We start from the raw sequence: 22,351 nt of genomic DNA, 5'->3' as shown, positions 1-22,351 counted from the left end.
GACTGCGGATCGCCGTCGTGCATGACGTCGTCCCGCCGCGAATGGCACAGATCGATGCCTCCCACGAACGCGACATCGCGCGTCGCGTCGTCGCGGTGCCGCAGCACGACGAACTTCTGGTGATGTGAGCCACGTTTTCGCACCCGCATGTCGAGCCAGGCCTCAACGCCGCGAGACCGCAACACCGCACCAAACTCCTCGTTGTCGCCCAGTTCGCCGGCCGCGGCTGCGGGACGGGAGTGCCACACGAGGCCCCGCACGTCGACCCCGCGAGCGGCCGCCCTTCCCAGCACGGCCAGGACTTCGCTCCCCGGTTCACCGGTGAGCTGCTCATCGGCGTCGCCCTGCCAGTCGGCGAAAACGATGACATCACCGGCTCCGGTGGACTCGATACGCTCGTACAGCTCGGTGAAGTAGGTCGCGCCATGGATCAGCGGCCTCACAAGGTTTCCCTCCGACCACGCCTGGCCACGGTGGGCGTCGTCGATTCGGGTCTGCTCGTTGCCGCGCTCGGCGGGAGTCAGCAGCCACTCAGTGGGGTCGGCGGTGTCAGCCACCTCTACACCATGCCGGAAGAAGTGTCACCGGGCGAGCCGCTGACGGGCGGCACCGCCACCGGTCACCAAATCTCCAACGAGCGCCACGTCATCACTCGATGCTCCACCGTCCACATTCTCGCTGGCGGGGCTAACGTGGCTCCATGGATCAGGCTGCCAGCTGGGTCGAGATCTCGACCGGAGTGAAGCTGTCCTATGTGTCGTTCGGTCCCACTTCCGGGACACCTGTCGTACTGCTGCACGCATGGGGGGAGTCCCGTGGATCTTTCGATCGGCTGACGCCGCAGCTCTCCAATTCGGTGCACGCAGTGGCAGTCGATCAGCGAGGCCACGGGGACGCCGACAAACCCAGAGACGGGTATTCCCTCGCGGAGTCGGCTGACGACGTCGTTGCATTCATGGATGCCATCGGAATCGACTCCGCGGTGTTGCTGGGCTCATCGAGCGGGGGCTACGTCGCACAGCAAGTAGCGGCTTCCAGCCCACACCGCGTGGCCGGTCTGGTGCTGGTCGGATCACCACGCACACTGCAGGGACGGCCATCGTTCGCCGAGGAGGTGGAACGACTCGTCGATCCGGTGGACGAAGAGTGGGTCAGAGCCTCGTTGACATGGTTCCCACGGCTTCACCCCGTGCCCGAGTGGTACCTCGCGGATCGCGTCCGCGACGGTGCACGCATACCAGCCCATGTCTGGCGCGAGACTCTCAACGGACTCTGCGGCGCAACGCCCCCCAGCAGCCTCGGGACCATCACGGCCCCCACTCTCATCGTGTGGGGCGCCCGCGATCAGTTGCTGAGTCGGAAGCAGCAGGAGGAACTCGCCCGCGCCATCCCTGCCTCACGAATGATCGTCTACCCAGGAACCGGCCACCTGGTCCTGTGGGAACAACCCCACGAGGTGGCCGCTGACCTGAAGGCGTTCTTGAGGACTCTTCGGTAACCGCCACTCAACCTGAACCTGGAACGTCGCGAGGCGAACGCCGTCGGCCAAGGCGCAAAGGCGGATCGTCTGGGCCACCTGACCAGGCTCGCGCTCAGTTCGGGGCCAGGGCTCGCAGGGTAAGGCGGTCGCCGTCCTTGAAGTCGTCCTCTGTCGGCATGGGCCAGCGTAGGTACTCAGTTTGCCAAAGATGGGTGGTTGGCACCCATGAGCCGGTGCGCCCCAGTCCTCATGCTCGTACCAGTGGTCGGAAGGCCTGACCGCGACAGAACATCGGAGACTCGAATGACCCGCTACGTCGTCGAGAGGCACTTCGCCGAGGGACTTCAGGTTCCTGTCACCAACAAGGGCGCAACTGCGTGCCTGTCAGTGGTGGAAACCAACGCCGTTGACGGCATGACCTGGCTCCACTCCTACGTCACCGTCGACAAGCTCAAGACGTTCTGCGTCTACGACGCCCACAACCGCGAAGCCATCGGGACCACCGCCGCGCTGAACGGCCTCCCAGTCGACAACATCTCCGAGGTGCGCGTCCTCGATCCGTACTTCTACACCTGATCTCAAGATCCACCACCGAGAACACCATCACAAGGAGAAGCAATACAAGAAGGAGTCATCATGAACACGTCCATCCGCATCAACCGCATTTCCGTGGTCCTGGGCATCGCGTCCGCCGCGACCGCCGCGCTCGTAGGACTCACCACCACGAGCGGCTCTGCCGACACACCCTCGACGTCGGCCCAATGCTTCAGCAGCGCCGATGCCGCCGAGCACTGGGCCGATGCCGGATTGCCACTGTGCTCGACGAGCCTCGAAACGCCATCAGTAGACCGCGTGACAGCGACTGATCGCCCGCGAAATCCATCCCTGGCAGCGTCATGACAGTGGAGCTCGAGTCCTCAGTCCGTACTTCTGCACCTGATCTCGAGCTCTATCACCGAGAACACGATCACAAGAAGGGGTCATCATGAGAATCGGCATCGCAGCAATCGCAACGACAGGCGCCTTGCTATTGGCAGGGGCATCGAGCGCATCGGCAGCCGGCAGCCCGACATGTCAGGACATGTTCGGCAGCGGATGGAAGAACCACGGTGAGCACGTCCTCACCTACGTGAACAGCGAGGGCGGAGCTGCTGGCGGGGCTCCCGCACACCTCGACGCCAGGCCCGACGGACCCGCGCCGGGAGCGACATTTTGTCTGACCCAGGCAGCCAGTCCGGGCCTGCACTTCTGACCGCCCGGTCAGCAGCGGGACCGGCTCGACCCGGGCAAGTCCGTCACACGAGAATCCCGCGTCGTTCGGCGATCACCAGCGCCTCTCTTCGCGAGGCGGCCTGCAGCACGGCCAGGATCGCCGACACGTGGTGTTCGGTCGTGCGCACGGAGATGAACAGTCGCTCGGCGATCTCGACGTTTGACAAACCGTCTCTCACGAGGGCGAGCACCTCGAGCTGGCGCGCCGTCAGGCCTCCAGCGGTCCGGGCAGAGAAGCGCGGCCGGGCGGGGATCCCGGTGACGCCGTCATCTCGCAGCTGGTGTCTCACCCGTCCGGCCAACGGTACGGCTCCCAGCCGGTCGAGGATGCTGAGCGCCAGCAGCTGCGCCTCGCTGTCTCCGTCGGCCAGCGCGACCGCTCGGTGGTAGGGAAGTCGGCGCTCTTCCCACATCGCCGCTGCCGCCCGCCAGTTGCCGTCAATCTGCTGACGGTACGGCGGCGCGCAGACGACGGGCGCCTCGGTGATACACCCGGACTTCCAGAGCCAGAGACTCAACGCTCCGGCGATCCACGGATGGCCCAGCGAAACCGCCCAGCTCTGCATCCGCAGCGTGTCGTCTCCCACGGCATCGAAGTCGTCGGCCAGCCACGCATGCTCGGCGCGGGCGACGGCGATGAGCAGCCGTTCCTTGGGCTCCTGTCGCCGCTCCGCCTCGTTCAGCGCAAGCCCCAGAAGTTGCGCGGCGTCGCCTCTTCCGCGAATCGAGTGGATCCGTCCGAGCAGGCGTTGGACCGTGGGGAAATAGAACGGACTGTCCAGCCCCTTGACAGGCGCCAGCAGGGCTTCCGCCTCTTCGAATGCTCCGGAGAGAAGGCGATGGTGGGCCTCCAGCACCTCGAAGTCATGTCTGAAGGAGTCCCGCTCGCGGTCGAGAGCGACAGCCCGTCCCGCTGTGATGAAGCGCGACGCACGCTCCAGGTCACCACGAAGGAGCGCCACCTCGGCGATCTGCACACAGGCATGAATCTCGTGAAAGGCGTACCCGTGCCGTTGCGCGATCTTCAGACTGGCCTCCATCAGTTCACAGCCTGACTGGTATTCGCGCACCGAAGTCGTCGCACCCTTGATGCTCAGGGCGTGTGCGATCGTTGCCTGATCGTCCACCAGCTCGGCGGTGGCAATGGCCGAGTCGGCGAGCTCTACCGCCTCGTCGAGACGAAAGGCCATCCAGGCGAGTGCCGCGCACTCGCTCAGGGCCCGTGCTCGTTCGTGACTCGGCTCGGGCAGTCCTTCGAGGACCGTCACCGCCTCTGCGGCCGCAGCCTCAGCTGCAGGGCGATCGACGTCAAACCACCGCGCATGGCTCAGTTGGACCAAGCCTCGACTGAGGGCCTTAACGTCTCCAATTTTGCGCAGAGCCGCGACTCCTCTCGCTGCGCAGCGCGCGCCACGAACGGCATGCCCCAGAATTATTTCCTCCCGCGCCCAGGCCACGAGGATCCGCGTCCTCTCCTCTGGCGGAAACGCGTCGACATGCGAGTCGAGCAGCCGGAAGTGCTCTGCTGCTTCCTGGTGGCTGTCGAGTTGTGCTGCTTCGGTTGCCGCCAACGGAGCGAACCGGATGATGGAATCGACATCGTGCGCCCACCGTGCGTGATGAACGATGCGAGACGCGTCAGCGTCACTCGCCACGAGTGCGTCCAGCACGAGCTGGTTGAGCTGCGTGCGGGCATAGTTCGACAGTGACATCTCGACGCTACGGCGCACGACCTCGTGTCGAAACGCAAGGGCGACCGGCGAGATCTCCACGAAACCATGCGCCTCGCACTCGTCCAGCCCGTCGGGAGCCGGACCGACGCACGCGGCGACCAAGCCGTGCTCCATACGCCCGGGAACCACCGCGATCAACGACAGGAGGTGGTGCGCCTTGGGACCAAGTCGGCTCAGTCGGCCCAGCGTCAGCTCCCGGATCGAATTCGGTACCGATCCCCCCGGGCTCTGCAGCATCTCGGTCACGAAGAGCGGGTTGCCGGCCGTCAGTTCGTACAGACCTGCACCGGACTGCCCCCGGGCTCGTGCAAGATCGGAGACCGCATTCTCGGTCAGTGGGGGAAGCCCTAACCGGACGACCACCTCATTGGGCAGATCCCCCATGGCACGGACGAGCTGGTTGCCTTGATTTATCGACGCGTCGCGACACGTCACGATCAGGACACAGCGACGCTCGGCGACCCGACGACCCACATAGCTGATCAGATCGAGGGTGGCCTCATCCGCCCAGTGGGCATCCTCGATGACAAGCAGGGCCGGACGCTCTGCTCCGGCCAGCAGGTCAAGCACCGACCGATACACCCGTGGGCGGTCATTCGCGCGTAGAGCACTGAGCACGTTTGGTTCGGCATCGGCGATGTCCCACAACGGCCCGAACGGATGAGACGTCAGCAGGTCGTCGCAGCTGCCCCACCGGACGTCGGCCTCCCGCACATGCGCGTCGACGAAACACCGCACCAAGCTGGTTTTTCCTGCACCGGCCTCACCCCGAACGAGCACGACGCTTCCGCGTCCTTCGCGAGCACGATCCAGCGCATCGGCCAACTCGCTCGATTGAGCCTCACGCTCGAGGAGTCTCATCGCCGAAGTGTAGTTCAGGGCCCGACGATCGTGAGCGGCTTGATTCACTGCTTCGACGGTGAAGCGCAGCGATTGGAGGTGCAGCGGTCGGTCCTCGGGCCCGTGGTTCACCATCGGATCGAGCCCGTCGCTCAGCCACCACCCAGTAACCCTGGTGCGTTACGCGAGGTGGTCGGCCAGAGCGTCGAGCAGGCCTCGGGTACCTCCCTCGCGGTTCGGTCCGTCGGCCCAGAATTGGTCGAAGAAGACGCCGTGCTCGACGTGCGTGAATCGGGTGCCCGCGTCGATTGGCTCGAACTCCAGTGATGCCAGCGACGTCGACATGTGGACCCCGTCGAGCCACATGTCATACGTCGTGACGATGCGCACGTGCTCGACGATGTCGGTGTATGTGGCCTCGTAGCGTGAGACGGGACCTTGGTGAAATTGCCCCTCGTCGACATCGCGTCCGCCGACCCGGAAGTCGAAAACCCACTCGCCAGGCTCGACAGCGTCGCCCGCACCCCACCAGTCCAGCTTCTGTTCTTCATCGGCGAACGCAGCCCAGACGCGCTCAACGGGGACGGCGTAGTCGCGGGTCAGGGTGAACTCGGCGCGGGCGAGTCGGCGTTCAGTGGTCATGTACGTGTCCTATCGCGTGAAGGTGACGTGAATCGTGCCGCTCTCAGCTACTTCGATTGCCACCTCGTGGGTGAGTTCCAACCCGGCCAAGTCGTCCCAGAACTGATTGCCCCGGCCGAGCACGATCGGGGCGATCGCGACGTGCAGGTCGTCGACCAGGCCGGCGCGCAGGAAGTCGCGCGCACTGCTGACGCCACCGCCGACCCGAACGTCCAGACCTCCCGCGGCGTCGATGGCCTCGCCGAGCACCTCCTCGATCGCGGCATTGCGGAAGTGAAAGGTCGTCCCACCTTGCATCGGGATCGGCGGACGCGGCGCGGTGTGGGTCAAGACGTAGACGGGCGTGCCAAACGGTGGGGTGTCGCCCCACCAGCCCTGCCAGTCCGGATCGTCGGGAAAGGCATGTAGGCCGAACTTCCCGGCACCCATGATCTCGGCCCCGACGCCCTCGAAGTACGCGGCCGCGTAGGCGTCATCGATGCCGGTCGTGCCGGCGCCAGTGGTGTCGCCGAAGACCTGCTGCTGCATCGTGCGGGTCGCGATGTGGGGCCCCATGAGCCTTCCCCAGTCCTCCCCCATCGGATTCTCGGCGGTCTGACCGGCCGAGGTGTAGCCGTCCAGTGAGATGTTCAGGTCAACGCGTACGCGGGTCATGCGTGTTTCCTTTCGAGGTGGCGCGGGTCAGGTGGTTCTGTGCAAATGAATGGCAAGCCGGTCGGCCTGGTGCTCGGCGGGGGTTCGTTGCTCGCCGAGCCACAGGTGCAGGACGTCCAGGGCGCCCGGTCGCAGGCTCACGGTGCGGACACGTCCGCGCTTCTCCGACGTGACCAGTCCTGCGTCCTCGAGGACGCGCAGGTGCTGCATCAGCGAGGGCAATGCCATCGAGAACGGCGCCGCGAGCTCGGACACGACAGCCGGGGACTTCGCCAACCGCTCCACGACGCCCCGGCGCGTCGGATCCGCGAGAGCGCGGAGCACGGCGTCGAGGTCGCCCTGATAGTTAGGCACAGACCTAACTATGCTGGTGCGCCGCCCCGCCGTCAAACCGGTCCCGACGAATCGGCGGGGGGTGTCGACATCATTGATCAAGGCTTCCGACGTCGCCCGGCCGACGTCGTGTCGCCCCAGATCGACTTCGTCTTCTCGCTGCGCCTCATCCACCTTTGCGGACGATGACCGGAGCACGCGGTTTCCCGGTTGACGCCGACATCGGAGATCGAGCAGCTAGATTTGCCGCATGGCGACCCTCCCCAGCCCGATCACGAGAAGAATCAACGGGTACGAGACGTCCCTGCTGGACGTGGGCACGGGGCCCAGGGTGCTGGTCACGCACGGGGGTTGGATCGGCAACTGGGAGCTGTGGAAGCGCCCAGCCGCTGAGTTGTCGGCCCGCGGCTGGCGAGTCATCGCCTTCGACCACCGCGGCAGTGGCTCTTCCACCGCGCCGGTGACAAACCTTGATGACATGGTCGATGACCTCTTCGCGGTCATGGACCATTGTGGAGTCGAGCAGTGCGTGCTCGCTGGCGAATCGATGGGCTCGCTCGTTGTCGAGCGTGCTGTGGCGCGAGATCCCGGGCGCTTCACCCACTTGGTCGTGGTGGCTGGGGCAGCTCGCTTTCCCCGAACACCACCCATCCGAGCTTTTGGAGTCGGTCTACGGCGGGCTTACGACCCCACCCTGCGACTGTTCGTTCGCCTGGCGACACCCGAGCGGGACGCAGGTCGAGCGATCCGCGAATGGGGACTGCGATTTCTACGCCTGGCTGAGCCACAAGCGGCCCGAGCGCTCTTCACGCTTCTCGCGGGCACCGACCAGCGCGAACTGGTCAGCTCGATCAACGTGCCCACCTTGGTCATCCACGGGGCCGCTGACCTCATAGTTCCCCTGCCCTTCGCGCGCGAGCTGGTTCGACTGCAGCCCCACGCGAAACTGGTCGTCCTGCCCTGGGTAGGGCACGTGCCCACCATGACGCGCAGCACTCGCATCTGCGATGAAATCGAGCGCTTCACCATCGCGTGACCACGATTCCCGCCTACTACCCAGTCGACATTGGTCCGGCTGTTCGCTTCATGAGATACGCATCTGCGCCAATGACCGGTCGCAGCCGATCATGTTCGAATCGGTCACGGAGCCGAGGTCGTCTCTATCGTGACCTGCACATCGAGCGACCACTGAACCAGTCTCTGACCTGCGCAAACGGGACGATTCAGACGTTGAAACGGAACTCCACCACGTCGCCGTCGGCCATGACGTACTCCTTGCCCTCCATGCGTACCTTGCCGGCGGACTTGGCCGTGGCCATCGATCCGGCAGCGACGAGGTCATCGAACGACACGATCTCGGCCTTGATGAAGCCCCGCTCGAAGTCGGTGTGGATGACGCCAGCGGCCTGCGGTGCCGTGGCTCCCTTGGGAATCGTCCACGCGCGCGACTCCTTGGGACCCGCGGTGAGGTAGGTCTGCAGGCCCAGGGTGTCGAAGCCGACTCTGGCCAGAGCATCGAGGCCCGGCTCCTCCACGCCCATGTCAGCGAGCATCTCGGCACGCATCTGCTCGGCCTCCTCGTCGTCGCCCAGCTCGACCAGCTCGGCCTCGGACTTGGCGTCGAGGAAGATCGCCTCGGCCGGGGCGACGATCTCACGCATGCGGGCCTTGAGGTCTTCGTCGTTGAGCTCCTCGGTGTCGCAGTTGAACACGAACAGCTGGCGCTTGGCGCTCAGCAGGTGCAGGTCACGGATCGCGTAGAGGTCGAGCCCGGCCTGAAAGGCGCCCTGGCCGCCCTCCAGGACGGCCTGCGCCTCCTTGGCAGCTTCGAAGGCCGGCACCAGCGACTTGTCCTTGCGCGACTCCTTGTCGAGCCGGGGCAGCGCATTCTCCAGGGTCTGCAAGTCGGCGAGAATCAGCTCAGTGGAGATCGTCTCGATGTCGTCTGACGGCGAGACCTTGCCGTCGACGTGCGTCACGTCCTCGTCTCGGAACACGCGAGTGACTTGGCAGATGGCGTCGGACTCACGGATGTGAGACAGGAACTTGTTGCCGAGCCCCTCCCCCTCCGACGCGCCGCGGACGATGCCAGCGATGTCGACGAACTGCACGGTCGCGGGCAGCTGCTTGGCCGAGCCGAAGATCTCGGCGAGCTTGCCGAGGCGGTGATCGGGCACACCGACCACGCCGACGTTGGGCTCGATCGTCGCGAACGGGTAGTTCGCCGCGAGGACGTCGTTCTTGGTCAATGCGTTGAAGAGGGTCGACTTGCCCGCGTTGGGGAGTCCGACGATGCCGATGCTGAGAGCCACGATCGACAAGCCTACGGGTTCAGGGGCGGTCCAGTCGAAACGCCCGGAGCTTCAAGTCGCACCAGTCTCGGCGCAGGCCGAGATCTGCCGTGCGCGAGCGGAGCTCGTGTCTTCAGCGGTGACGAGGAAGATGCCCGCGGCTGGGTGAGGTCGGGAACGAATCGGCGAAGGGCCAGCCGCTTCGTCCGGATCATTTCCCGCACGACACGGTTCTACCAGCCGGCACACGTCAAACGCCGGGTCACACACCTGCCGGGTTCGATGGGTCAAAAGGAGCCCTGCGCAGCGCGGGCACCGCGAGGAAAGGAACCGCAGATGGCGCTATTCATGGACGTCCACAACATCGAGGGCGGGGTGTCGGCCAAGGATGTCGCCGGCGCGCACCAGGCCGACCTCACCACGCAGGGTGCGTACGGGGTCAACTACCTCCGCTACTGGGTCGACGAGGAGGCCGGCAAGATCTTCTGCCTGGTCGACGCGCCGGACGCCGAGGCAGCCAACACCGTGCACAAGGAGGCGCACGGACTCGTTGCCGACGAGATCTATCCCGTGAGCGAGTTCTCCTGATTCGCCCAGAACCCTGAGAGGGGCGGCGCAGCCGTGACAGAATTCGCTGTCAAATGAGCTTCGCCGTCCACCTCTTGGGCAGACCGCACATCGCGCGGTCATCCGGTGACGCCTACCAGTTCCGCAGCCGCAAGAGCTGGGCGATCCTCGCGTACCTCGTGCTGAGTGACAGACCTCCGAGCCGGAGCCAGCTCGCGACGCTGCTTTTCTCCGAGGCTGACGACCCCATCCGGGCGCTTCGCTGGAGCCTTGCCGAGATACGCCGCGCGATCGGCGACGAAGGATCGGTCGACGGTGACCCGATCGTGCTCCGGCTGGCCGACGACACGGTCGTGGACGTCGACACCGTCATGAGGGGTGCGTGGGCCGAGGCCGTCGACCTCCCTGGCCTCGGGTCGGACCTGCTGGAGGGCATGGCACTGCGGGGCGCCCCGGTCTTCGAGACCTGGCTCCTGTCCAAGCAGCATCATGTGGCGGCGGCGTCGGAAGCAATTCTCCACGAGGCCGCGCTGGGAGCGATGGCTCGTGGCGCGATCGACCAGGCGCTCGATTACGGCGTTCGTGCCGCCGCGATGAGCCCGCTCGATGAGAACCACCAGGCCCTCCTGATCCGGCTCTACCGGATGGACGGTGACGACGTCGCGGCCAACCGACAGTACGCCGCGTGTCACGAGATGTGGGGCCGCGAGCTGGGAACCGTCCCGGGAGCAGCCGTCGAGGCTGCGAGGCAGGACCCTGTCGCCGCCCTCCCTGAAGCAGCCGAGGACGAAGCCACGATCGAGGCGATCCTCGAAGCCGGCTCGGCTGCTATCGACGTCGGCGCGACCGCCTCCGGGCTGACGTCGCTGAGACTGGCCTCGCGACTGGCCGATCACGCGGAGTCCGGTCGCCTGATGGTCGGCGCACGTATTGCACTGGGTGAGGCGCTGATCCGCTCCCTTCGCGGGCAGGACGAGGAAGGACTGACCCTGATCCACGAAGCCGATGAGATCGCCACCGCCCACGGCCTGACCGACGAGATGGCTCGAGCCCGGACCGAGCTCGGATACGTCGACTTCCTCCGAGGTCGCTACGACCGCTCGGAATACTGGCTCAACGACGCACTCCGTCTCGGCCCGCACCCCTCCATCGCGGTGAAGGCCACGACCTACCTGGCTGAGGGCGAGAGCGATCGCGCCGGCTATCCCCGCGCGACCAGACTCCTGGGCGAGGCGATCCAGCTCGCCCGGTCCACCGGCAACATCCGCGCGGAGGCCTACGCGCTCTCGATGCTCGGGCGAATCCACCTGCTCCGTGGTTCCTTGGAGACTGCGTGCCACGAGCTCGACGCAGCCATCGAGCTGGCAGAGCGTGACCACTGGCTGGCGTTCCTGCCCTGGCCTCAGGCACTCCGGGGCGATGCCCAGCTGGCCCTTGGCGACCCGGAGACCGCGTCGGTGGCCCTGCACCAGGCGTTCGCCCGCGCCTGCCAGCTCGGCGACCCCTGCTGGGAGGGCATCTCCGCCCGGGGTGTGGCCCTCGTCGCAGAGTCGGCCGGCGACGTCGAGCTCGCCTTCTCGACACTGTCCGACGCCCGTCGGCGTACGAATCGACTGTCCGACCCGTACACGTGGCTGGACGTCCACATCCTCGACGCGCTCTGCGCGGTCGGCGTGCGACACGGCCACGAGCAGAGCACGGCATGGGTCACCGAGATGCGCGGCTTGGCCTCGCGGACCGGCATGAGAGAGCTCGTCGTCCGATCACTGGTCCACGGAGCGACGCTCGGCAACACCGAAGACCTGTTGACCGCCCGGCTGCTCGCGGCCGACATCGACAACCCCGTCCTCGACGATCTGCTCGACAGCGTCAATCCCTGAATCTGTCTGCGGCGCGCCCCATGCTGAGTTCATGGAAGCCTTCCCTCTCCTCCTGACCGCCCTGCTTGCACTCGTCGCCGGTCTCGCCATCGGCATGCTGCTCGGCAGCCGCCGCGCGCCGTCTGCCTCGGCGCACGACCTCAGCCTGTCCAGCGCGGCGACCGCACAGGCCGTCGAGCCGGTGCGCGAGAGCCTCGACCGCTTCGGCGAACGGCTGCGCGAGCTCGAGGCCAGCCGCATCGAGTGGCACGCCCAGCTGCGCGAACAGGTCGACGCCGTCCGCCTGACCAACGACTCCCTCCGCAAGGAGACCGCGTCGCTGGCCACCGCGCTGCGCCGCCCACAGGTGCGCGGACGGTGGGGCGAGATGCACCTCAAGCGCACCGCCGAGCTCGCCGGCATGCTCGACCACTGCGACTTCGAGCTGCAGGTCAGCGTGCAGGGCGACTCCTTGCTGCGTCCCGACATGGTCGTCCGACTCGCAGGCGGCAAGTGCGTCGTGGTCGACTCCAAGGTTCCCCTCGACGCCTACCTCGACGTGACCGAGGCGGAGACCGAGGAAGAGGGCATCGCGCACCTGCGCCGACACGCCCGTCAGGTGCGCACACACATCGACCAGCTCGCCGCCAAGTCCTACTGGTCGCAGTTCGACCAGGCCCCCGAGTTCGTCGTGCTGTTCGTCCCCGGTGAGTCGATCCTGTCCGCCGCCCTGGAGGCCGAGCCCGCCCTGCTGGAGTACGCCTCAGCCAAGAAGGTCGTGCTCGCGACACCGACCACCCTCATCGCGTTGCTCCGCACCGTGGCCTATGCGTGGACCCAGGAGCAGCTCGCCGCCAACGCCCGAGAGATCCAGACGATCGCCCGCGAGATGTACGACCGGATCGGCACCGTCGCCGGCCACGTCGACAAGCTGGGCCGCTCGCTGGAAAGCACGGTGCGGTCGTACAACGATGCGGTGAGCTCGATCGAGTCACGCTTCCTGGTCACGGCGCGCAGGCTCAACGCCCTCCACGTCTCCGACACCCCCGTCGACCCACCCCGTCTCGTGGAGACGACACCCCGTTCATTGACCGCTCCCGAGCTCGTCGATGAACTAACGTCATAGCCATGTCACAGGCGGTGTCCCGCACACCTGCAGCCTTGGCCCGACGCGATCTCAGCGCTCGCCAGGCGATCGTGGCAGCCTGCACGGCGATGGCGGCGACCATCGGCCTGGACCTGATGGACGGCCACCTCGGCGTGCTGTTCTCAATCAGTTTCGTCCTGATCGCCGTGACCGTCCCGCTGGCCGTCGACATCCGCGCGCTGCTCCCCGCCGGCGTCATGCCTCCCGCCCTGCTGATCGGCAGCCTCCTGCTGGTGAGCATGTTGGTCCCCTCCGCGATCCGGGTGGACGGTCTGGCCACCGACGCCGGGACCATCGCCCGGCTGATCGCAGCGGTCATCGACCACGGCATGACCCTGGTCGTGGGTCACGGCCTAGCCCTTGGCGTCATCGCGCTTCGGGTCCTGTCCGACCCGGACCGCCAGCCTCAGCCGTTCGCCTGATCAATGAAGCACCAGCGCCAGGCCTCCCCCGCTTCGAAGCTGCGCATCACCGGGTGATCGCTGTCCTCGAAGTGTTTCGTGCTGTGCCTGCCGACCGAGGAGTCGCAGCACCCCACATGACCGCAGGCCATGCAAAGCCTCAGGTGCACCCATTCGGTCCCTTCGACGAGGCACTCCTCGCACCCCGTAGGGGTGTTCGGGGCCGGCACGGAGGTCGCGTCGGCGAGATGCACGCACGCTGCCTCGCGATCGGTTGACGGACGTAGGTCCTCCTCGCGATCGGCCGAGATCTCATCGTCATAGGCCCGGTCCAAGATCGACTCCTCGACGTCCAACGAGTTCATGATCAGCCCGAGAACCGACTGATCCACGGTGCCGAGAGTACGCATGTGCAGGAGCTCGTCCCGCTCGCGGCGGATCATCTCGCCCCGGACTCGGGCATACTGCGCGCTGGGCGTCTCGTCGCCACCACCGAGCCGCTCCCACACCGCATTCGTCCGGTCAGTGGCGCGCTCACGGAGCCGATGCATGATCGCCTCGGAGACGTCAGTTGTCACCTCGTGATCGAGGTAGGCCATGCCGGCATCGGTCACGGCCTGCAGCGCCGTTGCCTCCTGCAGGTGGTCCTCCTGCGCGTTCGGCCCGGGAACCTTCAGGACACGGACCAGCCACGAGATGGTGAGCCCCTGGATCAGCAGCGTCCCCACCGTCACCACGAAGGCCATCAGCACGAGAACCTCGCGCTCGGGGGTGTTCGACGGCAGCAGGAACACCGCCGCCAGCGTGACCACGCCCCGCATACCGGTCCACGCCACCAGGAAGACCGCCCGCGGGTCAGGCTGCGGTTCCCGGGCCGCGATGCTCGGGACCATCAGCGGTAGGTACGTGGCCGGGAAGACCCACACGATCCGCAACAGGATCACCGTCGCCAGCACCACCGCGCAGGCGATCGCAATCTCGGCGACCGTCATGCTGCTGTCGCCGATGTCCATCAGAATCGCGCGAATCTGCAGACCGATCAGCAAGAAGACCGAGTTCTCCAGCACGTACGAGATCGTGGTCCAGTTGGTCCGCTCGAACAGCCGGGACGACGCAGACTGGATCCGCGGCGACCTGTGACCCAGGATCACCCCGGCCACGACCACCGCGAGGACGCCGGACGGCTCCGAGTCGATTCCGGGCACATGGATCGCCTCGGCCGGCAGATAGGCGATCCACGGGGTCAGCAATGACACTGCGACATCCGTGACGTCATCGTTGATGTGACTGCGAATCTTGCCGATCACGGTCGCCACGACCAGTCCGATCAGGATGCCGCCGACGGCCGAGACAGCGAACCCGGCCCCCACCTGCCACACGCTGACCGTCCCGGAGATCGCTGCGATCGAGGTCCGCAGCGTCACGATCGCGGTGGCGTCATTGACCAGACTCTCGCCCTCGAGGATCGTCACGACCCGGCGAGGCAGACCCACCCGCCTCGCAATCGCGGTGGCGGCGACCGCATCCGGCGGCGCAACAACGGCGCCCAGCGCCAGCCCCACCGCGAGCGGCACGTCGAGCAGTGTCCAGACGACGAGACCCACGCCGACCGTCGTGAACAGCACGAGCCCGACCGACAGCAGCGCAATCGGCCGGCGGTAGGTCCGCACGTCGATGAGTGACGTGCGGATCGCAGCGGCGTACAGCAAGGGCGGGAGAAGGCCGACCAGCACGATCTCGGGCGTCAGCTCGAATACAGGGACGAACGGCAGGTACGAGGAGACCAGACCGACCACGATCAGCACGAGGGGCGCGGGCACGCCCACCCGACCCGCCCCGGCGCTCACCGACACGACGATCGCCAGCAGGGTCACGAGGGTCAGAGCGGTCTCCACAGCTCCATTCTCGCAGTCTCACTCAGCGGTGCGGACCGAACTGCCCGGTTCCGTGAGTACGCAACCAGCACGGGGCCCGGCAGCAGCACCGAACGGCGCGTACAGAGCTCAGCGGTACGAGACGCCGGCAACCTTCATGTCGCGACGCAGCTCGGGCGGGAGCGCGAAGATCAGACTCTCGTCGGCCGTACGGACTGCCTCGGCGCCCGGGTGGCCGCGGTCGGCGAGGTAGCCGAGCACCTCCTGGACCAGGTCGTCCGGCACCGAGGCGCCCGAGGTGACGCCGACGTGCTCGACGCCGTCGAGCCATGACTCGTCGATCTCGGAGATGTCGTCGATGCGGTAGGACGCCTTCGCACCGGCCTCCAGAGCGACCTCTACGAGGCGGACGGAGTTGGAGGAGTTGGCCGATCCCACCACGATCACCAGATCAGCGTTCTTTGCGATCTCCTTGACCGCGACCTGGCGGTTCTGCGTCGCGTAGCAGATGTCGTCACTCGGCGGATCCTCCAGCTGCGGGAACTTCTCGCGCAGCCGGCGCACCGTCTCCATTGTCTCGTCGACACTCAGTGTCGTCTGCGACAGCCACGACAGCCGCGTGCCCTCCGGGAACTCGAGGGCGTCAACGTCGTCGGGCGTCTGGACCAAGGTGATGTGGTCGGGCGCCTCGCCGGCGGTGCCCTCGACCTCCTCGTGTCCTTCGTGCCCGATCAGCAGGATGCGGTAGCCCTCGCTGGCGAAGCGTCTCGCCTCGTGGTGAACCTTGGTGACCAGAGGGCAGGTCGCATCGATGGTCTTGAGGCTGCGCTCGGCGGCTTCGGCATGCACCATCGGCGAGACCCCGTGAGCCGAGAAGACCACGGTCGCGCCCTCTGGCACCTCGTCGAGCTCCTCGACGAAGATCGCGCCGCGCTCCGAGAGGTTGTTGACGACGTGCTTGTTGTGCACGATCTGCTTGCGGACGTAGACCGGGGCGCCATAGAGGTCGAGTGCCTTCTCCACCGTGATGACGGCGCGGTCGACACCCGCGCAGTAGCCTCGCGGGTCGGCCAGCAGCACGCTGCCTCCGACGGGGGGCATACCGAGCTCGATCGTGGAAGACATGTGGACGAGTCTAACGGTGTCGGGCCAGCGCCCTAGGGTGTGCGTATGGCTCTGGAGACGACTGCGGATCAACCCGCGCCGCTGCGCCAGGTCTCCCAGCTGATCGACGGCTACATCGGGCGCCTCGGCGCGGTCTGGGTCGAGGCCGAGATCGCGCAGCTCACCCGCCGTCAGGGGGTGTGCTTCCTGACCCTGCGCGACCTCGTTGCCAAGATCTCGATCGACGCCACCTGTCACGTCAGCGTGCTGGACTCTTCGCCGGGCGCCATCACCGAGGGTGCCCGCGTGATCGTCCACGCCAAGCCGTCGTTCTACGCACCCCGCGGGGCGCTCGCACTCGAGCTTCGGGAGATCCGCCCGCAGGGCGAGGGCGAGCTGCTGGCCCAGCTCGAGCGCCGCAAGCAGCTGCTGGCGGCGGAGGGGCTCTTCGACCCGCGCCACAAGAAGCGCCTCCCGGTCCTCCCCCGCGGCATCGGGCTGATCACCGGGAAGAACTCTGCGGCCGAACGTGACGTGCTGCAGAATGCGCGAGTGCGTTGGCCGGACGTGCGCTTCGTGGTCCGGCACGCCCTGATGCAGGGCAACGGCTCCGCACTCGACGTCATGCGCGGCCTGGCCGAGCTGTCGTCCGACGAATCGGTCGAGGTCATCGTGATCGCTCGCGGCGGCGGGTCGATCGAGGACCTGTTGCCCTTCTCCGACGAGGCCCTCATCCGCGCCGTGCACGCCTGTCCCACACCTGTGGTCAGCGCGATCGGGCACGAGCCCGACAGCCCGATCCTTGACCTGGTCGCTGACCTGCGGGCCTCCACCCCGACCGATGCGGCCAGGCGGATCGTGCCGGACGTCACCGAAGAGCTCGCCGGCCTGGCCTCTATGCGCGAGCGAGCCAGGTTTGCGATCGGCGCACTGGTTGGACGCGAGGTGCACGGCCTGGCCGCCATTCGCTCCCGCCCGGTTCTCGCAACTCCGACGACTCTGGTCGACGTGCAGCAGGGACTGATCCACGATGCCCGTGACCGGGCCCGCCGCTCACTTGGCCACCGTCTCGATCGCGCAGGCGACGAGATCGGACACCAGCTGGCACGAGTCCGTGCGCTGTCCCCGCTCGCGACACTCGAGCGCGGCTATGCCGTCGCGCAGCTGCCCGACGGGACTGTGGTGACCTCGATCGACCACGCGAACGCTGACGCCGAGCTCAACATCCGGGTCGTTGACGGCACGATCGCCGCACGCGTCCTGACCACCGATCCCACTCCGCACGGCAAGGAAGGCGACCATGGCTCAGGCACCTGAGACCCCCGAGATCCCCTACGAGCAGGCGCGGGACGAGCTGATCTCGGTCGTGCAGAAGTTGGAGGTCGGTGGCACGAGCCTCGAGGAGTCGCTCGCCCTGTGGGAACGCGGAGAGGTGCTGGCCGGCGTGTGCCAGCAATGGCTCGACGGCGCGCGCAGTCGTCTGGCTGCCGCAGCGGGTCAGCTCGACGACAACGACGAGACGTAGTCCTCGACGACCCGCCGCGACGCGGTCGAGCTGACGAGGATCGTGATCCCGCCGTCGCGGCGCACCAGCGTCAGCCGCTTCTTCGGGCCGGACCGTACGGTCCAGTCCTCTCCGGCGATGGCGGCCGTGCCGACCTTCTTGCTGCCGTCAGCGAAGCGATCGACGGCCCGGTCGACACCGACCTTGACCTGCTCGAGCCCGATGTAGTCGTTCTGGTCGGTCAGCACGCCCAGATGCCACGAGCTGGGCTCGTACCGCGCCGAGGTGGCGGTCCAGGTGTCCGGCAGGCTCCTGGGTGCCAGCAGCGGGAAGTCCGCGACGGGCCGCGCCTGGCCGACGATCGTCACGTAGTCGACCGACGCAACCCGGTCGTCGGGGTTGCGAGTGAAGAACCGGCCGACGCCCCAGACCGCGAGGACGATCAGCGCAATCGCGACGACGGAGCGAATGATGTCGCCCATCGAGGGGTTGCCGCGGGCCGAGCGGGGAGCGCTCATGGCCGGACCTCCGTGATGTGTCCCTCGATTTACCAGTCTGTCGTCAGCGTTACCAGTTTACGGGCCGGTCACCAGCGGGAAGTCGACCGGTCGGACGCCGACACCCTCCCGCTAGGATGACCGCGTGGACAGCCTCCAGCCGGCAGCACAGGCCCCAGATCGCAACCTTGCCCTCGACCTCGTTCGTGTGACGGAGGCGGGCGCGATGGCCGCTGGCCGATGGGTGGGCCGCGGCGACAAGAACGGCGCCGACGGTGTCGCCGTCAACGCGATGCGCACGCTGATCAACACCGTGCAGATGAACGGCGTCGTCGTGATCGGGGAGGGCGAGAAGGACGAAGCCCCGATGCTGTTCAACGGCGAGCAGGTCGGTGACGGCACTGGCCCCGAGTGCGACGTCGCGGTCGACCCAATCGACGGCACGACGCTCACCGCGAAGAGCCTCCCGAACGCCGTCTCGGTCATGGCCGTCGCGCCGCGCGGATCGATGTACGACCCCTCGGCGGTGTTCTACATGGAGAAGCTCATCGCGGGGCCGGAGGCAGCCGACCTTGTCGACATCCGCCTGCCAGTCGCCGAGAACATCGCCCTGGTCGCCAAGGCCAAGGGAATTTCGCACAGCGACGTGACGGTCTGCGTGCTCGACCGCCCCCGCCACCAAGGTCTCGTCGACGAGATCCGTGCCGCCGGAGCCCGGATCAAGTTCATCATCGACGGTGACGTCGCTGGCGGCATCACGGCGGCGCGACCCGACACCGGGGTCGACCTGCTGGTCGGCATCGGCGGCACCCCAGAGGGCATCATCACGGCGTGCGCCATCAAGGCCATCGGTGGCACGATCCAGGGCAAGCTGTGGCCGGTCGACGACGACGAGCGGCAGCGCGCGATCGACGCCGGACATGACCTCGACCGGGTGCTCTACACCAATGACCTGGTCGACACCGACGACTGCTTCTTCGTCGCAACCGGCATCACTGACGGAGAGCTCATGGCCGGCGTCCGCTACGGCGCCGGCAAGGCCTACACCGAGTCGATCGTCATGCGATCGCGCAGCGGCACGATCCGCAAGATCAGCAGCGAGCACCAGCTCGGCAAGCTGCAGGCGTACTCCTCGATCGACTATGAGCACTGAGGCGGGCATGAGCAGATCAGGGGAGCAGTTCGCATCATTGCCATCCGGGATCGACATCTGTTTCGAGACCTTCGGCGACGCGGACAACCCGGCGATCCTGCTGGTGATGGGTCTCGGCGGGCCGATGGGGTGGTGGTCAGACAACTTCTGCCAGAAACTGGCCGATCGTGGCTACCTCGTCATCCGTTACGACAACCGCGACACCGGCCGTTCCACAAAGCTGCGGCAGCACTCCGTCGGCAAGGTCGACCTCGTGCGAGCCTTTGCTGGCCTGGCCAAGGCGCCGTACGGCATTCCTGACCTCGCCGACGACGCGTTCGGTCTGCTCGACCACCTCGAGGTGCAGCGAGCTCACCTGGTCGGTGTCTCGATGGGCGGCATGATCGTCCAGACGATGGCGATCACCAGCCCGCATCGCGCACTGTCGATGACCTCCATCATGTCGACGACCGGCAACCGTCGGGTGGGCTGGCAGCACCCGCGGGTCATCCCGGCGATGCTCGCCTCGGCCGGGCGCACCCGCGACTCGTACGTCGAGCGGTCCCTGCGAACCTCGGCGGTCATCGGTTCGCCTGCCTTCCCCAGCGACGAGGAGACGTCCCGCGCGCGGGCGTACGAGACGTACGACCGCGGCTGGATCGCCAGTGGGGTCGCTCGACACATGCTGGCGGTGCTGACCCAGTCCGACCGCACCAAGAAGCTCGCCGAGCTGGACCTGCCGGTCACGGTGATCCATGGGCTCAACGATCCCCTGGTGCACCGTTCCGGTGGCCGAGCCGTCGCAAATGCCGTCGCGGGTTCGGAGCACATCGAGATCGCCGGCATGGCGCACGACCTGCCGGAGCAGCTGTACGACACGTACATCGAGGCGATCGTGCGCACCGCGGAGCGCGCTGAGCCGCACTGAACCCTTCCGCATCTGCGGAGGTGTGCGGGGGTGCATGGCCGCAAAAAATGATCTAGTCTGGCCTGCGTGACGCAGATCCGTATCGCCGATGCCGCTCGCTTTCTGGGCGTCAGCGACGACACAGTGCGTCGATGGATCGGCGGCGGCACGCTCTCGTCAGTGACCGACGCGGCTGGTCGCATGGCGATCGAGGGACGCACGCTGGCTGAGTTCGTCAAGGCTCAGGCCGGCTCGTCCGGCGACGCCGTATCTGTCAGCTCGGCCCGCAACCGCTTCGTCGGGCTGGTCACGGCGGTCAAGGCCGACAACGTCATGGCCCAGGTCGAGATGCAGTGCGGTCCCTTCCGCGTCGTGTCATTGATGAGCAGTGAGGCCGTCGGCGAGCTCGGACTGGAGCCGGGCTCGGTCGCCGTCGCGGTGATCAAGTCGACCAATGTCATCATCGAGTCCCTCGCTCTGCCGACATGAGGCATCTCCTGCTCGCGGCGACCTTGTGCTTGACGCTGACCGCATGCTCCGACAGTTCGCGGGGCGATCGCGCCGGGGGCGGCACTCCGCGAGTCACGATCACGGTGTTCGCTGCCGCCTCCCTCAAGGACACGTTCACCGAGATCAGGCGCCAGTTCAAGGCCGAGCACCTCGACATCGCCGTCGAGTTCAGCTTCGCCGGCTCCTCGGACCTCGTGGCGCAGATCCAGCAGGGAGCACCGGCCGACGTGTTCGCCTCGGCGGACATGCGGACGATGGATACCGCAGCGGCCGCTGGGGTCCTCGACGGAGACCCGCGGAGCTTTGCCACCAACACGCTCGAGATCGCGACCCCTCCGGACAATCCGGCCCGGGTCGCATCCGTCTACGACCTCGGGGATCCACGAATCCGCACCGTGGTGTGTGCGCCACAGGTGCCGTGCGGAGCGGCTGCGGTGGGGGTCCAGAAGGCCGCTGGCATCGACATCCCTGCTGTCAGCGAGGAGCAGTCGGTCACCGACGTCCTCGGCAAGGTCATGGCTGGCGAGGCCGACGCGGGCCTGGTCTACGTCACCGATGTCAGGGCGGCCGGCGACCAGGTCGCCGGTATCCAGCTCCCCGCATCCGCCAGAGTCGTCAACACCTACCCGATCGCCGCGCTCCGGCGCAGTTCGCACAAGGCAGCAGCCCGGCTGTTCGCGTCGTTCGCGGCCGGACCTCGTGGCCGCGCCGTGCTGACCGCCGCCGGATTCGGCGCACCCTGACATGGCGGGCGGTACCTCGGGGCTCCCCCGATGGGTCCTGGCGCCAGCGGCCGTCGGCGCACTGTTCGTCATTCTCCCCCTCGCCGCGATGGCCTCCCGGGTCGACTGGGGCCGGTTCCTCACGCTGATCTCGTCCGAGTCCTCGCAGGCTGCCCTGTGGCTCAGCCTGCGCACCTCCGCCGTGAGCACGGTGCTGTGCGTCCTTCTGGGAGTACCGATGGCGCTCGTGCTGGCCAGGACCACGTTTCGCGGGCAGTCGGTCGTGCGTTCGCTGGTCCTGCTGCCGCTGGTGCTGCCACCGGTCGTCGGCGGCATCGCACTGCTCTACACGTTCGGACGCCGTGGGCTGCTCGGCCAGAGCCTCGACGTGCTGGGCCTGCAGATTGCGTTCTCCACGACTGCCGTCGTCATCGCGCAGACGTTCGTGGCCCTGCCGTTCATGGTCGTGAGCCTCGAGGGCACGCTCCGGACCGCCGGTCAGCGGTACGAGGTCGTTGCCGCGACACTGGGCGCCCGCCCCTCCACCGTCCTGCGCCGTGTCACCCTCCCCATGGTCCTGCCGGGGATCGCCGCCGGGGCTGTCCTGTCCTTCGCGCGGGCGCTCGGCGAGTTCGGCGCGACGATCACCTTCGCGGGCAGCCTCGAAGGGGTGACGCGAACACTCCCGCTGGAGATCTACCTGCAGCGCGAGACCGACCCGGACGCGGCGGTGGCCCTCTCGCTGGTGCTGGTCGTGGTCGCGGTCCTGGTCATCGGACTGGTTCGCGGTGGCCGGAGCGCAACGCCATGAGCCTGCAGCTGAATGCCACGATCGCTGCTCGGGACGTCGAGGTCTCGCTCGAGGTCGCCACCGGCGAGACG

Annotated in this window: 23 protein-coding genes and 1 pseudogene; 15 read left to right on the top strand and 9 right to left on the bottom strand. The window is 67.1% G+C overall.

Annotated elements, in window-relative coordinates; all coding sequences use genetic code 11:
* Positions 1–557: pseudogene (locus WB461_RS08580) on the bottom strand (phospholipase); the annotation flags it as partial.
* A 143-nt stretch (positions 558–700) separates the two neighbouring features.
* Between WB461_RS08580 and WB461_RS08575 the strand changes: the two are divergent.
* From WB461_RS08575 to WB461_RS08565, 3 genes are all read left to right on the top strand, one after another.
* Positions 701–1,498, top strand: a complete 798-nt coding sequence (locus tag WB461_RS08575) for an alpha/beta fold hydrolase (protein WP_423852313.1) — start codon at positions 701–703, stop codon at positions 1,496–1,498.
* A gap of 285 nt (positions 1,499–1,783) precedes the next feature.
* A complete protein-coding gene (locus WB461_RS08570; protein ID WP_423852312.1) occupies positions 1,784–2,056 on the top strand; it encodes a DUF4242 domain-containing protein in 273 nt (90 codons plus the stop codon).
* A gap of 505 nt (positions 2,057–2,561) precedes the next feature.
* Positions 2,562–2,732, top strand: a complete 171-nt coding sequence (locus WB461_RS08565; RefSeq protein WP_423852311.1) for a hypothetical protein — start codon at positions 2,562–2,564, stop codon at positions 2,730–2,732.
* Between the two features lie 43 nt (positions 2,733–2,775).
* Here WB461_RS08565 and WB461_RS08560 read toward each other — a convergent pair whose 3' ends face one another.
* From WB461_RS08560 to WB461_RS08545, 4 genes are all read right to left on the bottom strand, one after another.
* Complete coding sequence (locus WB461_RS08560) at positions 2,776–5,346, bottom strand: ATP-binding protein (protein WP_423852310.1); 2,571 nt, start codon at positions 5,344–5,346, stop codon at positions 2,776–2,778.
* A 159-nt stretch (positions 5,347–5,505) separates the two neighbouring features.
* Positions 5,506–5,967: an SRPBCC domain-containing protein gene (locus WB461_RS08555; RefSeq protein ID WP_423852309.1), complete on the bottom strand. Its 462-nt coding sequence runs from the start codon at positions 5,965–5,967 to the stop codon at positions 5,506–5,508.
* A 9-nt stretch (positions 5,968–5,976) separates the two neighbouring features.
* Positions 5,977–6,621 carry a dihydrofolate reductase family protein gene (locus WB461_RS08550; protein WP_423852308.1) on the bottom strand — a complete coding sequence of 215 codons (645 nt, stop codon included), beginning with the start codon at positions 6,619–6,621 and terminating at the stop codon, positions 5,977–5,979.
* Between the two features lie 27 nt (positions 6,622–6,648).
* Positions 6,649–6,975, bottom strand: coding sequence for an ArsR/SmtB family transcription factor (locus WB461_RS08545; protein WP_423852307.1), 327 nt, complete (start codon positions 6,973–6,975; stop codon positions 6,649–6,651).
* A gap of 229 nt (positions 6,976–7,204) precedes the next feature.
* Between WB461_RS08545 and WB461_RS08540 the strand changes: the two genes are divergently transcribed.
* Positions 7,205–7,990 (top strand): alpha/beta fold hydrolase, encoded by a 786-nt coding sequence (locus WB461_RS08540; protein ID WP_423852306.1) that lies wholly within the window; start codon positions 7,205–7,207, stop codon positions 7,988–7,990.
* A gap of 187 nt (positions 7,991–8,177) precedes the next feature.
* Here the strand turns inward: WB461_RS08540 and ychF are convergent, their stop codons facing one another.
* A complete protein-coding gene (ychF, locus tag WB461_RS08535) occupies positions 8,178–9,266 on the bottom strand; it encodes a redox-regulated ATPase YchF (protein WP_423852305.1) in 1,089 nt (362 codons plus the stop codon).
* A 315-nt stretch (positions 9,267–9,581) separates the two neighbouring features.
* Between ychF and WB461_RS08530 the strand changes: the two genes are divergently transcribed.
* The 4 genes from WB461_RS08530 to WB461_RS08515 are packed head-to-tail and all read left to right on the top strand — an operon-like array spanning position 9,582 to position 13,240.
* Positions 9,582–9,833, top strand: coding sequence for a DUF4242 domain-containing protein (locus WB461_RS08530; protein WP_423852304.1), 252 nt, complete (start codon positions 9,582–9,584; stop codon positions 9,831–9,833).
* A 53-nt stretch (positions 9,834–9,886) separates the two neighbouring features.
* Positions 9,887–11,692, top strand: a complete 1,806-nt coding sequence (locus WB461_RS08525) for a BTAD domain-containing putative transcriptional regulator (RefSeq protein ID WP_423852303.1) — start codon at positions 9,887–9,889, stop codon at positions 11,690–11,692.
* A gap of 31 nt (positions 11,693–11,723) precedes the next feature.
* Positions 11,724–12,797, top strand: coding sequence for a DNA recombination protein RmuC (locus WB461_RS08520; protein ID WP_423852302.1), 1,074 nt, complete (start codon positions 11,724–11,726; stop codon positions 12,795–12,797).
* 2 nt (positions 12,798–12,799) lie between these two features.
* Entirely contained in the window at positions 12,800–13,240 is a 441-nt protein-coding gene (locus WB461_RS08515; RefSeq protein WP_423852301.1) for a DUF6542 domain-containing protein, read from the top strand.
* On the opposite strand, the gene WB461_RS08510 is transcribed toward WB461_RS08515, so the two are convergent.
* Together WB461_RS08510 and WB461_RS08505 are read right to left on the bottom strand one after the other, a co-directional pair.
* Positions 13,225–15,114, bottom strand: a complete 1,890-nt coding sequence (locus WB461_RS08510) for a Na+/H+ antiporter (RefSeq protein ID WP_423852300.1) — start codon at positions 15,112–15,114, stop codon at positions 13,225–13,227. The two genes, WB461_RS08515 and WB461_RS08510, sit on opposite strands and share 16 nt — an antisense overlap.
* Positions 15,115–15,222: 108 nt before the next feature.
* The gene (locus tag WB461_RS08505) at positions 15,223–16,218 is read right to left on the bottom strand and encodes a 4-hydroxy-3-methylbut-2-enyl diphosphate reductase (RefSeq protein ID WP_423852299.1); all 996 of its coding nucleotides are present in this window, start codon (positions 16,216–16,218) and stop codon (positions 15,223–15,225) included.
* Positions 16,219–16,263: 45 nt separating this feature from the next.
* Between WB461_RS08505 and xseA the strand changes: the two genes are divergently transcribed.
* A complete protein-coding gene (gene xseA / locus WB461_RS08500; protein WP_423852298.1) occupies positions 16,264–17,514 on the top strand; it encodes an exodeoxyribonuclease VII large subunit in 1,251 nt (416 codons plus the stop codon).
* A complete protein-coding gene (locus WB461_RS08495; RefSeq protein ID WP_423852297.1) occupies positions 17,498–17,722 on the top strand; it encodes an exodeoxyribonuclease VII small subunit in 225 nt (74 codons plus the stop codon). The genes xseA and WB461_RS08495 overlap by 17 nt, the downstream gene beginning before the upstream one ends.
* Here the strand turns inward: WB461_RS08495 and WB461_RS08490 are convergent.
* Positions 17,695–18,219, bottom strand: a complete 525-nt coding sequence (locus tag WB461_RS08490) for a DUF4245 domain-containing protein (RefSeq protein ID WP_423852296.1) — start codon at positions 18,217–18,219, stop codon at positions 17,695–17,697. The genes WB461_RS08495 and WB461_RS08490 overlap by 28 nt on opposite strands.
* A gap of 124 nt (positions 18,220–18,343) precedes the next feature.
* Between WB461_RS08490 and glpX the strand changes: the two genes are divergently transcribed.
* The 5 genes from glpX (at position 18,344) to WB461_RS08465 (ending at position 22,280) form a co-directional block, all read left to right on the top strand.
* Positions 18,344–19,351: a class II fructose-bisphosphatase gene (gene glpX / locus WB461_RS08485; protein ID WP_423852295.1), complete on the top strand. Its 1,008-nt coding sequence runs from the start codon at positions 18,344–18,346 to the stop codon at positions 19,349–19,351.
* Positions 19,341–20,258, top strand: coding sequence for an alpha/beta fold hydrolase (locus WB461_RS08480; RefSeq protein WP_423852294.1), 918 nt, complete (start codon positions 19,341–19,343; stop codon positions 20,256–20,258). Before glpX ends, WB461_RS08480 begins: the two co-directional genes overlap by 11 nt.
* A gap of 66 nt (positions 20,259–20,324) precedes the next feature.
* Entirely contained in the window at positions 20,325–20,726 is a 402-nt protein-coding gene (locus WB461_RS08475) for a TOBE domain-containing protein (protein WP_423852293.1), read from the top strand.
* The gene (gene modA, locus WB461_RS08470; protein ID WP_423852292.1) at positions 20,723–21,490 is read left to right on the top strand and encodes a molybdate ABC transporter substrate-binding protein; all 768 of its coding nucleotides are present in this window, start codon (positions 20,723–20,725) and stop codon (positions 21,488–21,490) included. Before WB461_RS08475 ends, modA begins: the two co-directional genes overlap by 4 nt.
* A gap of 1 nt (position 21,491) precedes the next feature.
* The gene (locus WB461_RS08465; RefSeq protein WP_423852291.1) at positions 21,492–22,280 is read left to right on the top strand and encodes an ABC transporter permease; all 789 of its coding nucleotides are present in this window, start codon (positions 21,492–21,494) and stop codon (positions 22,278–22,280) included.
* The last annotated feature ends 71 nt before the right edge of the window (positions 22,281–22,351 follow it).

Origin of the sequence: Aeromicrobium sp., from assembly GCF_049587115.1 — a bacterium.
In the GTDB taxonomy this organism is placed as follows: domain Bacteria; phylum Actinomycetota; class Actinomycetes; order Propionibacteriales; family Nocardioidaceae; genus Aeromicrobium.
The sequence above is the reverse complement of the archived record's forward strand: the minus strand, read 5'-3'. Positions and strand labels throughout refer to the sequence as shown.